This is a genomic window from Streptomyces sp. NPDC024555, assembly GCF_055559335.1.
Map to the genome: position 1 here is coordinate 91,484 of NZ_JBVHKV010000013.1, position 12,864 is coordinate 104,347.

13 protein-coding genes and 1 pseudogene are annotated in these 12,864 nt (G+C 73.8%); 5 read left to right on the forward strand and 9 right to left on the reverse strand.

Annotated features, from left to right (window positions below; genetic code table 11):
- Nucleotides 1-33: 33 nt before the first annotated feature.
- The 4 genes from ACZ4FH_RS23350 to ACZ4FH_RS23365 all read right to left on the reverse strand — a co-directional run bounded on the left by ACZ4FH_RS23350 (nt 34) and on the right by ACZ4FH_RS23365 (nt 4,624).
- Nucleotides 34-1,929 carry a hypothetical protein gene (locus ACZ4FH_RS23350; protein ID WP_467307086.1) on the reverse strand — a complete coding sequence of 632 codons (1,896 nt, stop codon included), beginning with the start codon at nt 1,927-1,929 and terminating at the stop codon, nt 34-36.
- A 125-nt stretch (nt 1,930-2,054) separates the two neighbouring features.
- Complete coding sequence (locus ACZ4FH_RS23355) at nt 2,055-2,633, reverse strand: O-methyltransferase (RefSeq protein ID WP_467307087.1); 579 nt, start codon at nt 2,631-2,633, stop codon at nt 2,055-2,057.
- 84 nt (nt 2,634-2,717) lie between these two features.
- Nucleotides 2,718-3,992: an MFS transporter gene (locus ACZ4FH_RS23360; RefSeq protein ID WP_467307282.1), complete on the reverse strand. Its 1,275-nt coding sequence runs from the start codon at nt 3,990-3,992 to the stop codon at nt 2,718-2,720.
- Between the two features lie 29 nt (nt 3,993-4,021).
- Nucleotides 4,022-4,624: an ArsR/SmtB family transcription factor gene (locus ACZ4FH_RS23365; protein ID WP_467307088.1), complete on the reverse strand. Its 603-nt coding sequence runs from the start codon at nt 4,622-4,624 to the stop codon at nt 4,022-4,024.
- A gap of 118 nt (nt 4,625-4,742) precedes the next feature.
- Between ACZ4FH_RS23365 and ACZ4FH_RS23370 the strand changes: the two genes are divergently transcribed.
- Nucleotides 4,743-5,468 (forward strand): class I SAM-dependent methyltransferase, encoded by a 726-nt coding sequence (locus ACZ4FH_RS23370; protein WP_467307089.1) that lies wholly within the window; start codon nt 4,743-4,745, stop codon nt 5,466-5,468.
- 100 nt (nt 5,469-5,568) lie between these two features.
- Here the strand turns inward: ACZ4FH_RS23370 and ACZ4FH_RS23375 are convergent, their stop codons facing one another.
- The 4 genes from ACZ4FH_RS23375 to ACZ4FH_RS23390 all read right to left on the reverse strand — a co-directional run bounded on the left by ACZ4FH_RS23375 (nt 5,569) and on the right by ACZ4FH_RS23390 (nt 8,598).
- Entirely contained in the window at nt 5,569-6,336 is a 768-nt protein-coding gene (locus ACZ4FH_RS23375) for a hypothetical protein (protein ID WP_467307090.1), read from the reverse strand.
- Between the two features lie 193 nt (nt 6,337-6,529).
- On the reverse strand, nt 6,530-7,441 hold the full coding sequence (locus ACZ4FH_RS23380) for an aminoglycoside phosphotransferase family protein (protein ID WP_467307092.1): 912 nt from the start codon (nt 7,439-7,441) through the stop codon (nt 6,530-6,532).
- Nucleotides 7,442-7,513: 72 nt separating this feature from the next.
- Nucleotides 7,514-7,723, reverse strand: a complete 210-nt coding sequence (locus ACZ4FH_RS23385; protein ID WP_467307094.1) for a DUF397 domain-containing protein — start codon at nt 7,721-7,723, stop codon at nt 7,514-7,516.
- Nucleotides 7,720-8,598 carry a helix-turn-helix domain-containing protein gene (locus ACZ4FH_RS23390; protein WP_467307096.1) on the reverse strand — a complete coding sequence of 293 codons (879 nt, stop codon included), beginning with the start codon at nt 8,596-8,598 and terminating at the stop codon, nt 7,720-7,722. The genes ACZ4FH_RS23385 and ACZ4FH_RS23390 overlap by 4 nt, the downstream gene beginning before the upstream one ends.
- A gap of 166 nt (nt 8,599-8,764) precedes the next feature.
- Between ACZ4FH_RS23390 and ACZ4FH_RS23395 the strand changes: the two genes are divergently transcribed.
- The 3 genes and pseudogenes from ACZ4FH_RS23395 (at nt 8,765) to ACZ4FH_RS23405 (ending at nt 10,422) form a co-directional block, all read left to right on the forward strand.
- Nucleotides 8,765-9,190 carry an ATP-binding protein gene (locus tag ACZ4FH_RS23395; RefSeq protein ID WP_467307097.1) on the forward strand — a complete coding sequence of 142 codons (426 nt, stop codon included), beginning with the start codon at nt 8,765-8,767 and terminating at the stop codon, nt 9,188-9,190.
- 89 nt (nt 9,191-9,279) lie between these two features.
- A pseudogene (locus tag ACZ4FH_RS23400) lies at nt 9,280-9,489 on the forward strand (hypothetical protein); the annotation flags it as partial.
- Between the two features lie 30 nt (nt 9,490-9,519).
- Complete coding sequence (locus tag ACZ4FH_RS23405; RefSeq protein ID WP_467307098.1) at nt 9,520-10,422, forward strand: RpnC/YadD family protein; 903 nt, start codon at nt 9,520-9,522, stop codon at nt 10,420-10,422.
- Between the two features lie 19 nt (nt 10,423-10,441).
- Here the strand turns inward: ACZ4FH_RS23405 and ACZ4FH_RS23410 are convergent, their stop codons facing one another.
- Nucleotides 10,442-11,548 carry a MerR family transcriptional regulator gene (locus tag ACZ4FH_RS23410; protein WP_467307099.1) on the reverse strand — a complete coding sequence of 369 codons (1,107 nt, stop codon included), beginning with the start codon at nt 11,546-11,548 and terminating at the stop codon, nt 10,442-10,444.
- A 196-nt stretch (nt 11,549-11,744) separates the two neighbouring features.
- Between ACZ4FH_RS23410 and ACZ4FH_RS23415 the strand changes: the two genes are divergently transcribed.
- The gene (locus tag ACZ4FH_RS23415; protein ID WP_467307100.1) at nt 11,745-12,707 is read left to right on the forward strand and encodes a phosphotransferase family protein; all 963 of its coding nucleotides are present in this window, start codon (nt 11,745-11,747) and stop codon (nt 12,705-12,707) included.
- The last annotated feature ends 157 nt before the right edge of the window (nt 12,708-12,864 follow it).

Consider the following 12,864-nt stretch of genomic DNA (forward strand, 5'->3'; position numbering starts at 1 on the left):
CGGCCCCGGTCGTAGGCGGGGCGGGGCTCCGGATCACAGCCCCTCGGGCCAGGTGAATCCCAGCTGTTCGGCGCGGGCGCGGTTGCCGCCGCAGACGTCGGCGTACGTCGTGGGGTTCTCGGCGGCGAGACGGCCGAGGGCGGCGGCGGCCCGGGTCTCGGGCGGGGTGCCGTCCTCGGGGATGACCCACCGGAACTGGAGCGGGATCCCGTCCGGCGTGCCCGAGCCGAGGCCCGGCGCGTGGTCGAAGGTCACGACGGTGGTGTCCGGATCGTCGAACCCGGTGCTGATCCACCCGCGCCGCGCGTCCCACCGGCCCAGCAGGTCCGGACGCGCCACCAGCCCCGCCCTGATCAGCCGGCCCGTGGTCCTGGCCGGCCACGACCAGGCGGTGTCCGCCTCGGCGCGGGCGATCTCCGCGTCGTAGGCCGCCGCGTCGAAGCGGAGGACGGCCGGTTCGGCGGGGACGCCCGGCGGCAGCGGCGGGGTGGTCGGCCGCCGCCAGTTCTCCCACACCACCGTGTCGCCGTCCCGCCGCACGGTCACGTACAGCGCCCCGCAGCACCCCTCGGTGCAGTACGCCTCCGCCAGCCGCACCTCGTGGGGCTCCCCGCCCGCCCGGAGCGCCCCGTTGTCCAGCAGCGCCTCGGGATCGTCGGCCGGGCCCCACGGGAAGAGCGCCGGGACGAGGGGCCGTCCGTCCACGAGGACGCGGGTCTCGACGGGTTCGCGGTCCACGGGATCGCCCGCGACGACTTCGATGCGGAGCGCCTGCGGTGCGGCGGCGAACGCGAAGGGACGCCGGCCGGTGCGGCGGATCCAGCGGGCGCGGAGTTCTTGTTCGCTGTCCGCCGGGCCGGACTCCGAACGTCTGTGGAGCCCTTGTCCGCCTTCCGCCGGGCCGGACTCCGATACGGCGACAGCCGCAACGGCGGCGTCGGCCCAGTGCGGTTGCGCCAGCACCTGGTCCAGCGCGTCCAGCAGGGCGGTGCGTCGTCCCGGCGCCCAGTCGAGCAGGACGGCGGCGCCGCTGCTCAGGTCGAGGGCGAGCGAGAGCAGGGTGGCGCGGTGTTCGGTCGTCGGCGGCAGGAGCCCGGCACGGGCCACCACCCGCTCGTACAGCGCGGGCGCGTCGCGGAAGGCGAGGAGCCCGGTGTCGCCGTCGCGGGAGGCCGCGCCCCGGACCAGGAGCCGGGCGGCGCGGGCGAGCAGACGGGGGTCGTCGGGGTGCCGGTCGAGCAGGTCCGGGAGCGGGGCGGCCTCCGCGATGCGGCGGGCGACCTCGGCGGGGAGGAAGCGCGGTCCGGGGGAGAGCACGCCGAGTTCCTCCCGGACGGTGTCGGGATCGCCTGTCCACAGGGCGTGGACAAGGGGCGTCAACTCGGCCGGGCGGGCCCGGACGACGAGCCAGACGGCTGCGGCGCGGCGGCGGTCCAGCCGGTCGAGGGCGCGGACCGCCCCGTCGGTGAACTCCCGGTACAGCCCGAGGGCGGTGAGATACCGGACGTCCCCGGGCTCCCCGAACCGGCCGAGCAGCGCGATCCCGACGGCGACGGCGGACTCGGTGGTGCCGGTCCGGACCAGCTCCCGGGCCAGCGCGGCTGCCGCCCGTCCGGACGGCCCCTCCGGCACGGGCAGGGCCGCGACGGCCGCCCGGAGCCGGGGGAGATGGCTGTGGTCCAGGCCGAGCGGGGTGAGGCGGCGGCCCAGTTCGGCCGCGTCGCGCGGCAGCGGCGTCAGTACCTCCGCGAGGACGCGCGCGACGTCGTCGTACGGCAACGGCTCCGCACCGGAGGCGGGCTGCCGGGGGAGCGGGAAGCCGCGCCGGGGCGGGATCCCGTTGTGCGCCGAGTGCACCAGTCGGCGCACCTGGTCGTACAGGGCGTCGGGTGCGGGGGTGAGCGCGTCGCGCTCCTCCTGGGCGCTCACCGGGCGGGACGGGTCTCGATTCCATGGGTCATGGGGGGAGCGTGCCAGTCCGGCGAGTGCGCTGTCGAGGGAGTTACGGGGCAGGGAAGACACGGGGACACGGAGACGGGTCCGCGTCCGGCCCCTCACCCCGTACGGACGGCCATCAGCAGCCCGGTCGACCAGGCCAGCCGTACGCACCGGAAGTCGTCGCGGGCCTCCAGCTCGACGAGGAGCGCGTCGACGGACTTCTGGTGGCTGTCCGGCCAGTTGGGCTGGGGGTCCAGGTCGTCGATCAGATAGGTGCCGCCGACGGCCACCAGCCCGAGGGCCTGGTCGAGGTGGGTGAACTTGCCGGGCCAGGTGTCCGCGAAGACGAGGTCGAACGGGGCGCCGTCGTACTCCTCCAGCCAGGCGCCGCCGTCGCCGGAGACGAAGGCTGCCCGGGGGTCGGCGCCCAGCTCCTGGCGGGCGACCTCCTGGACGGCGGCGTCGAGTTCGACGCTGGTGAGGCGGGCGGCGGCGTCCATGCCGTCCAGGAGCCAGGCGCTGCCCTCGCCCACCCCCGTACCGAGTTCGAGGATGCGCCCGCCCGGCCGGGCGGCGGCCAGGGCGGCCAGCAGACTTCCCGTGCGATCGTCGCTGGACATGGTGAAGCCCGCGTCACGCGCCCGGGAACGCAGGGCGGGCAGGGAGGCGGGCCGGATGCTCGGAGTGTCGTCCATGCGCTGATCATGAAAGGCTCATGGGCGTACGGGCAAGGCAATTAGGCCCGGATGTCAGCAGGTGGACGGGCGGGGCGTTCCGGGTCACGTCTTCGCGCCCAAGGGCCGCTCCGCCGACCGGAGTTCGGCCTGTCGCAGAGTCGTGGCGGCGGCCCCGAGCACCGCCCCGAGCAGGCAGATCGCGCCGCAGACGGTGAAGAAGGCGGCGGCTCCCCGCGCGGCCACGGTGACGCCGACGACGGGGAAGAGGACCGGGGCGAGCCCCACCGCGCACAGGGTGGTGACGGAGGTGACCCGGCCCAGATAGCGGGGGTCGGTCTCCGTCTGGGCCAGCGCCCCGGTCACCGTCGCGGTGACCCCGTTGGACAGACCGACCACCGCACCGCACACCACGGCGGCGGCCAGGGACCGGCTGTGCCCCAGGGCCACGGTGCCCACCGCCGTGACGCACAGGGCCCCGGACACGGCCAGTCCGGCGCGCGGGATCCGGGGCGCGACGGCCGGCAGCAGCGCACCGGCACCCGCCCCGGCGCTGAACGCGCCCGCGATCCAGCCCATGCCGGACGCGCCCCACCCGCGTTCGTCGGCCAGCAGCACCAGCCCGGCGGCGACCGGCCCGCTGAAGCACATCTCGCTCAGACCGATCACGGTGACCAGCGGGGCGAGGAGCCGGTGCCGGCGTACGTAACGCAGCCCGTCCCTCAACTCCCTTGCTGGGGAGGCGAGTTCCGGTGCCTCCGGCAGCTCCTTCGTCCGTACGGTGAGCAGCAGGACCAGGGACAGGGCGAACAGCGCCCCGGACACCGCGAAGGCGCCCGCCGCGCCGCCCGCCGCCAGAACGGCCCCCGCCAGGACCGGGCCCACCGCGTTGCTCAGCCGGACGGCCAGCCCGCGCATCCCCTGGACGCGGGCGAGCTGTCCGGGAACCGTGAGGCGCGGCGGCAGCGCGCCGACCGCAGGCATGAACACCGCGTCCACCACGCCGAACAGCAGCGCCACCGGCACCAGCAGCCACAGGCGGGGCGAGGTCAGCAGCAGGACGGCGGCCGCCGCCAGGATCACGGCGCACCGCGTCGCGTCACTGACGACGGCGACCCGGCGCGGCCCGAACCGGTCCGCCACCACGCCCCCGCCGAGCATCAGCACCGCCCGGGGCAGCGCCCCCGCCGCGATCACGAACCCGGCGACCGAGGGCCCGCCGGCCCGCGTCGCGGACCACGACAGCGCGAGGAAATACACCACGTCACCCATCACCGATGCGGTGTAGGCCCCGAGCCAGCGGAGGAGGTTGGCGTCGCGGTGAGCGGGGGGAGCGAGGCGACCGGCGGGGGCCGTGGGGTGCCCTCCGCAGTGGTCCAGGGGCCGCGCGGCCTCCCCGCCGTGGGCGGTCACGCCCCGCCCGTGCCGGGTCCCGCGCCGCCGGGTACGGGGAACGCCTGTATCTGGAGGGCGACGGGGACGGTCCCGGGCGGGGCGTCGGCGGGGTCGCGCCGGTAGCGGTCGACCACCGCGAAGAGTTCGGCGCGCAGCCGTTCGACCTCGTCCGGGGCGAGCCGGAGCGCGAAGTCGGCGTACACACCGGCCGCGTACCACTCCGGCGGAAGGGCGGGCACCTCGTCGGCGGCCCTCCGCAGCCGTTCGGCGGCGGCCAGCGCGACCGCCTGCGCGTACGCCCGCCCGGCCGCGCGCCGCTCCCCGGGCTCCCCGGCCGGATCGTGCACCGACTGCCGGTGCACGGCCCGCCACCACCGCTCGCGCCCCGCACCCCGCTCCGGAACCTCCGCGATGAGCCCGCCCGCCGCGAGCCGCCGGAGGTGGTAGCTGGCGGAGCCGGGGGTGATGTCCAGCGCGTCGGCGACCCGGGTCGCGGTGGAGGGGCCGTGGAGGCGCAGCAGCGCCAGGACGTTCAGGCGCAGCGGATGGGCGAGGACCCGGAGCCGGGCGGTGTCGAGGCGGACGTCGGGGTCGGGCGCGGGCGCGGAGGAGGCCATGGGCGACGAGCGTAGACGTACAACAGTTGTTTCGAAAGAGTTGTTGTGAGAGCAGAATGCGCTGTCCGAGGGGCAGTTGACGTCGTACGCCGCCGACAGCGCTCCTATCCTCGGCCGCATGGCTGACGAGTGTTTCGGGGATCCGCGTCTGGCGGCCGTGTACGACGCGCTGGAGCCCGACCGTGGGGACCTCGACGCGTATGTGCGGATCGCGGAGGAGTTCGGGGCGCGGCGGGTGCTGGACATCGGCTGCGGTACGGGGGTGTTCGCGCTGCTGCTGGCCGGGCGGGGGATCGAGGTGGTCGGCGTGGACCCCGCGCGGGCCTCCGTCGACGTGGCGCGCGGCAAGCCCGGGGCCGAGCGGGTCCGGTGGATCGACGGCGACGCGACGGCTCTGCCGCCCCTGCGCGTCGACCTGGCGACCATGACGGCGAACGTCGCCCAGGCCCTCGCCGGCCCGCCCGTCTGGCGTGCCACCCTGTCCGCCGCCCACGCGGCCCTGCGCCCCGGCGGGCACCTCGTCTTCGAGACCCGCGACCCGGCCGCCCGCGCCTGGGAGCAGTGGAACCGCGCGGCCTCGTACCGGGTGACGGACATCCCCGGGACCGGCCCGGTCGAGAGCTGGGTGGAGCTTCTGGACGTCAACGGCCCGCTGGTGAGCTTCCGTTGGACGTACGTCTTCGGCGCGGACGGGACCGTGCTGACCTCCGACTCCACCCTCCGTTTCCGGGAGCGCGAGGAGGTGGCGGCGGAGCTGGAGGAACTGGGCTACGAGGTCGAGGACGTACGGGACGCCCCCGACCGGCCGGGGAAGGAGTTCGTGTTCGTGGCGCGGCGCGGGTGAGTTGGTCAGGGGTGCGGGGGTACGGCGTACGGCCGCACCGGCGGGTCGGAGATAGGGCATTCCGGCGTCTCGGAGGCACGGCATTCCGGCGCCCCGGACGTCACGGTGTGGGCGAGGCCTCCGTCAGGGCCGTCCACGTCCGGACCGTCTCCTCGTGCGAGCCGTGCGCCGTGCTCGCCGCCACGGCCCGCGCCTCCGGATCGTCCGGGGAGCGGGGCGCGCCCGCCCGTGCGAGCAGGGTGAGCGGCCAGACGGGGGCCGCGCCGTACGAATCGCCGTCGAAGGCGGTCCAGTCCCACGGCCCGTTGAACCGCCAGGCCCGCCCGGCGGCGTCGGCCACCTCGTCGTCCGCGAGCAGGGCGGCGTACGGGCGGAGCACCAGCTCGAAGGCGTACGGGATGCCGTCCCCGGGGTGGAGGGTGTAGCCCGAGCCGTCGAGGTGGCTGCCATCGGGGTATTCGCAGTACGACAGGCCCCGCCGCAGCACGGTCACCGTCCGCGTGGGGCGCGGCAGCCAGACCGTCTCCAGCGGGGGATCGTGCCGTTCGACGTCCGTCACGTGCACCACGGTGGGCGGTATCCCGACCCGGCAGCGGTCACCCGCCGCCAGCTCCTCGGCCGGCGGATCCGTGCGGAACATCTCCACCTCCGCGTCGGGCCGGAAGGGGCCGCCCTTCTCCCGCACCACCGCCAGGGCGACGACCCCGTTCCAGTGCCCGTACGTCCGGCTCTCGTCGATCTCCCACCAGGGCCACCGCACCGCTAGGTGATCCCTGTCGGACGCGGCCCCGCGCACGACGTCGGCGGGGGTGAAGGGGCAGGCGACGGAGAGCACGTCGCCGGGCCGGATGTCCTCGGCGTCGATCATCCGGCCAGGTTAGACGGCCGGGAGAGGGCGTTTCACGGACACGGGGCATCCCGTAACACGGCCGGGCGTCCTGCCGCCGTGACCTGGTCCTTCGTGACCGGCGCGCCCCGGAGCGCGCCCGCTGTCGCGGAGGGGGCGTGGACGTCCGGTCGATGCCCTCGGGTGCCCCCGCCCGCCCCGTGCGGCCGGCCGCTCAGCGGAGGGAACGGGGCGCTTCGAGGACGGCGCGCAGGCGCGCCCGGCACTCGGTGACGAAGGCCGGATACGTCGTCCAGTAGTACGGGATCCCGAGGACGGCCACCGCGACAGCCCAGGCGCGGGCGCGGGTCCAGGTCGCCTCGTCGAGGTCCAGCGCGTCCCAGTACGCCTGACGGGCCTGCGGCGGCAGATCCCACACGGCGGCGTGCTCGGCGTCCGGAAGCCCGATCGACAGCCCGCCGAAGTCGATGACCGCGTGGAACCGCCCGTCCCGGACCAGGAGATTGGTCGCCTTGAGGTCGCCGTGCAGCCACACGGGCCCCGCTCCGGAATCGGGCAGCGCGAGCCCGTCCCGCCACATCCCCTCCAGAGCGTCCACATCCAGCTCGTCCCCCACGAGCGGCCGGCACGCCTCGAACGCCGGCCGGACATACGCGTCGCACTCGCCCGGCCGCCCCCCTCGGTACCAGCGGAGCCCGTCCCCACGCGTCGCCCCCATGAGCCCGACTCCGTGCAACTCGCCTACGAACGACGCCAGATCGGCCCCGAAGGCCCCCCAGTCCCGTACCGTCTCCGGCCCGACCGGATCCCCCTCGATCCACCGGTACACCGACCAGACCAGCGGAAAGTCCTGCGTGGGCACCCCCGCATGAACCGGCTCCGGAATCGGCCACGACAGGGCCGGCCCCAGCCGCGGCAGCCACTCCCGCTCCTTCACCAGCGACGGCGCGTGCTCAGCCGTACGCGGGAGCCGCACCAGCATCTCGTCCCCCAGCCGGAACATGGTGTTGTCCGTCCCCGCCCCCGCCCGCGACAGCGGCAACCCCGCCCACTCCGGCCGCTGCGCCTCCAGCAGCGCACGCACCAGCGCCTCGTCGACCGGGATCTCGTTCTCGTGAATCGTCACGCGGGGAGTCTGACGGGCGGCCGGGCGGGATTCCAACGACTTTCCCCGCCCGGGGACGGGTCGCCTACGGGCTCAGTGTCCGGCGGCGTACGACACGAACCCGGCCCAGGCGGTCTCGCCGAAGGCGAGCCGTGGTCCCGGCACGTCCTTGGAGTCCCGAACGTGCACCGCGCCGGGGGCGGCGGCGACCTCGACGCAGTCGCCTTCGTTTCCGTTGCTGCTGTAGCTGCTCTTGAACCAGGCCAACTCGGAAACGTCCTGCGCGGACGTCCTGCGGATCATGTCTCTCCCAGAATTCGCTCGATGAGGGCCCGGCTCGCTCGGGGTGTGTGAGCCTCGGCCCGGATGGCGCTCCACCGCAGTTCCAGGATACGGAGCTGCCTGGCATCGGTCACCCGTCGGCCGTTGAAGGCCCCGGGGGAACGGCCCACCGCCGTACCGTCGTTGAATTTCAGCACGTCGATGTCACCGTCCATCCCCGGGTGCGCCTCGCGATGCGTGGGCATTACCTGGAGGGTTACGTGGCGCAGCTGCCCGATCTCCAGCAGTCGTTCGAGCTGCCTCCGCCACTCCTCCCTGCCGCCGATGGGGCGCAGGAGTGCCGATTCCTCCTGGACGAAGCTGAGCGCGGGTGCGGGTGATTGTTCGTAGATCGACTGCCGGGCCATGCGCGCGGCGACCATGCGCTCCACTTCGTCCTGTGTGTACGGCGGCTGCCGGGCCTCGAACAGTGCCCGCGCGTGCCCAGGGGTCTGTAAGAGCCCGTGCAGTCCGTGCGCCACATAGGCCGCGATCTCAACAGCCTTGGCCTCCACACTTGCCAGATCCCGGACCTTCTTCGGGTACCGAACCCGCGCGACATCCGCCTTCATCGCCGCGATCTTGCCGCCCGCCCCGCAGATCTCGTCCACCTTGTCCAGGAACTCCGGCCGGGGGATCCTGCGCCCGCCCTCGACCTTGTAGACCAGGTCCTCCCCGTACCCGATCAGCGCTCCGAACTCGCCGGCGCGGAGCCCGGCCGCCTCCCGCCAGGCCTTGATCTGGCGGCCGACGGCGGCGACGACCGCGACGCCCGACTCGTCGTCGGGGTCGACGTCCCAGCCGGGCTCGTCCGCACCGCCGTTGACCTGCTCCGTACCCGCCCCGTTCACACTCATCCGTGCCCCATTCCCGACCGCGCGTGTGCTGGTGTTCCTCAACCGCGTCCGTTCCCCGCAGGTCACTCCGGACAGCCGGGACAGCGCTGGACAAGCCCGGGACAATCACCGTACGCAAGGGCTGTGTCACTGGGCACGGTATGCGGCGGCGGCCACGCTGTGTGATGTGAACCAACAAACCGTCACGCTTCAACAGACCACCGCCGAGCGCACGTTCACCGTGCTGCTCTCCCCGACCCGACGCGGGGCCCGCCTCGCCAGGCTTCTGGCCGTGGCCCATCTCGACCTGTGGGGGCTGCCCTCCGCGACGGCCGCGCACGTGGTCGCGGAACTGGCCGCCAACGCGGCGCTTCACGGCCGGGTGTCGGGGCGGGACTTCCAACTGCGCCTGGCGTTGGTCGCGGAGGCGCGGCTGCGGATCGAGGTGACCGATACGCGGGGCGACAGCCTGCCTGTCACGGCTGTTCCCGATCCGCTGGCGGAACGCGGGCGTGGGCTGCTCATCGTCGAGGCGCTGGCGGACCGGTGGGGCGTGGTCCGGGGGCCGGTGCCGCGCAAGACGATCTGGGCGGAACTCGACCTCGTACGCTGACCGGTTCCACCGGTTCCACCGGTTCCACCGGGAAACCCAACCCCGCCCCGTCCTGACCTGCATCACTCGCGCACGGTGTCGTCACCACGTCGAAGTTCGTCCGCAGCCGCATCACCGCGCTGCTGCCACCGCCTCTCCCCGGCAGCGCGGATCTCGCGCCGCCACCGCACCGCAGGGTGCTCGTCACTCCCCTCCAGAACTGCGACGGCTGCGACCGCGCGTTCCGGGCCGGGGAACCGGGCCACTGCCGTACATGCCGTACCCCCTCGTCCCCGGACCCGCACGCGACCGCCGTCTGACGGCGACATCCCCTCCCGGAACGGACCCCCATGGTCAGCTCACCCCACGAAGCGATGCACCGGATCTTCCAGGAGTACCCGGGCCTCTTCTCCGGCGTCTCCGAAGTCCTCGGGATCGACATCCCACCGCCCACGTCCGCCACGGTCCTGCCGACCGACCTCACCGAGAACAGCCCGGTCGAACGACGCGTCGACACCCTCCTGCGCATCGAGACCGAGCGCGACGGCCCCTTCCTCCTCGCCGTCGAGGCGCAGGGCAAGAAGGACCCGCGCAAAACCACCAGCTGGCCCTACTACGTCAGCTATCTCCACAACCGCTACGGGGCCCTGCCCGTCCTCCTCCTGGTCGTCTGCCAGGACCACGCCACCGCGCAGTGGGCCGCCAGCCCGGTCACCATCGGCTTCACCCAGTGGCCGACCCTGATCCTCCGCCCCCTCGTCGCCGGACCCCACAACATGCCGGTGATCAGGGACGTGGCCGAGGCCCGCAAGGACCTCGCCCTCGCCACGCTCGCCGCCATCACCCACGCCGATCATCCGGACGTCGGTGCCATACTGAAAACGCTCTCCGCCGCGCTGCGGGACACACCCGAAACCCTCACCGACCCCATCGTCGAACTCACCGCACAAGGCCTGGGGACCCGCCCGGCCGCACAACAGTGGAGGAACCTGGTGGCCGTGGACACTTCTTTCTACAAGTCCTTCATGTCCGAGGAAATTCGCGACGAGGGGCGCGCTCAAGGGCGCGCCCAGGGGCAGGCTGAGGGGCAGGCCGGCAGCCTCCTTCTCATCCTCGACACCCGTGGGATCCCGCTCAGCGAGGAGCACCGGCAGCGGATCGCCACCTGCACAGACTCCCACCGCCTGAGGCAGTGGCTGACGCGTGCCGTGACCGCCACCACCTCCGAGGACGTGTTCGGCCCGGCGTCCTGATCGCGGACCGCCGTGGGCACTACCGGTCGGCCTCCACGACATCGGCCACCACACAGCTGATGTTGTCGGGGCCGCCCGAGCCGTTGGCGAGGGCGATGAGGGCGTGGACGGCCTCGTCGGGGGTGGTGGACGTGCTGAGGACGCGGTGGAGGTCGGGGGCGGGGACGACGGTGGAGAGGCCGTCGGAGCAGAGGAGGTAGCGGTCGCCGCTCCGGGCGTCGTGGAGGCGCAGATCGGGGGAGGAGCCGGTCTCCGCGCCCAGGGCCCGGACCAGGAGGGAGCGCTGGGGGTGGGAGGCGGCCTCCTCCGGGGTGAGCCGGCCCTCGTCGACCATCGACTGGACCATGGTGTGGTCATGGGTGATCTGGGAGAGGCTCCCGTCGCGCAGAAGGTAGACGCGTGAGTCGCCGATGTGGACGAGACCCAGTTGCGAGCCGGTCCAGAGCATCGCCGTGAGCGTGGTGCCGGATCCGGTGGGGGAGGTACCGGTACTGGTACCGGTGGGGGACGTACCCGTACCGGTGGCGTCGTGGACGGCCCGGCGGGCCTCCTCGATGACGTCTTCCAGGGCGTTGAGGAGTCCGCCGGCCGGGATGCCTTCGGCTTCGAGGTGCTTGAGCGCGTCGACGGCGGCCGCCCCGGCCGGGGCTCCCCGGTCGCCCCAGCCGTCGGCGACGGCGAGCAGCCGGTTCCCGGCGTACGCGGTGTCCTGGTTGCTCTCGCGGATCAGGCCCCGGTCGGACAGGGCGGCGCAGCGGATTCCCAGGGGTGCGGTGGTCGAGGACATGGCGGGTTCCTTCCCGGACAGATGGTCGACGAGGAAGGTGGCCAGATCCCGCCGTGCGGCGGTGTCGGCCTCGACCCGGGCCCAGTACGCGCGGACCTCCCGGGCCGCCTCTTCGGCGTCCAGGGTCCGTACGTGCCGGATCAGGGCCAGGGGCATCCCCAGCCGCCGCAGCCAGGCGACGAGCCGTGCCGCGTCCAGCTGTTCCGGTGCGTAGAGCCGGTAGCCCGTCACCGGGTGGACGCGGGCCGGGGGCAGCAGGCCGAGTTCGTCGTAGAGGCGCAAGGCCTTCGGCGAGAGCCGGGACGCCTTCGCGAACGCCCCGATCGTCAGCAGCTCCATGCCCGTCCTTCCTCGTACCGGGCACGCCGCCCGGCACCACCGATGCTGTGGGCTGCCCCAAGGGGAAGGTCAACCCGCTACGGATCCACGCTCCGGCCGTCCCACGGTCCCGCCGCCCCGCCGCCCCGCCGCTCCACCCTCCGGGCTCCGCGGAAATCCCTCGCCCCGGCCCCCGTCCGGATGATGAGCTTCCCCGGTGACGAGTCACGACGCGACCGCGCCCCTCCGCCCGCAGACCCTGGCCTGGGTGAGCCGCCACCTCGAAGCGGGCGAACAGGTGGTCCGGGCCGAGCCGTTGCACGGCGGGGTCACCGCCGACGTACGGAGACTGACGATCACCGCACGGGACGGCGGCACCCGGGACCTGGTCCTGCGGAGTTACGTCGACCCGTTCTACCTCCGCGACGCCGAGTCCGCCCTGAACAGGGAGGCCGCCGCCCTGACCCTGCTCCCGGGAACCGGCGTACCCGCCCCCGCCCTGGTCGCCGCCGACCCCACGGCCGCGTACTGCGCGCACCCGTCCCTGCTGATGACCCGCCTGGAGGGCCGCACGGTCCTCGACGACGCGGGCATCCCGACCCGCCTCCCCCTCCTGGCCCGCCACCTCGCGGCCGTCCACGCGCTGCGCCCCGCCGAACGGCCCCCGGAGTACGTCACCCTCTCGACCCCCGACACGGCCGTGGTCCCGGACCACGCCGACCGCGCGGTCTGGTCCGCCGCCGCCGACGCGATCCGGACACCCCGGCCCCCGTACCAAGGGCGCTTCCTGCACCGGGACTTCCAGCCCGGCAACATCCTCTTCGACAGCTCCACCGCCCTCACCCCCTCCGCCCGCATCACCGGCATCATCGACTGGGCCGGCGCCTCCTGGGGCCCCTCCGACCTCGACGTCGCCCACTGCTCCACCGTCCTCGCCCTCCTCCACGGCCCCACCTGGGGCCTCCGCTTCCCCGACGCGTACGAGGCAGCCGGCGGAACCCTCGCCCCGACCCCGGCCCAGCGCCGCTACTGGCAGCTCCGGGACGCACTCGCCGCGTCCGAAGAGGTGGGAATCGTCTCCCGGGTGTGGCGGGAGGCGGGGCGCCCGGAACTGACGGAACGGGTGGCGGGGGAGCGGCTGAACGCGTATGTCGTCGCGTTGATGGGGGCGGCGGGCTGAACGCGAACGGGCCGGGAGGCGCCTCGTTCGCGAGACGAGAAGGGACAGCAGATGTTCACCATTTCGTGAGGCACGAGAGTCTGGTGCTGCTCGGTCCAGGCAGACCAGGCCGATCTCGTTGAACCGGTGGATCACGTCGCGGACCGTGTCCTTGTCC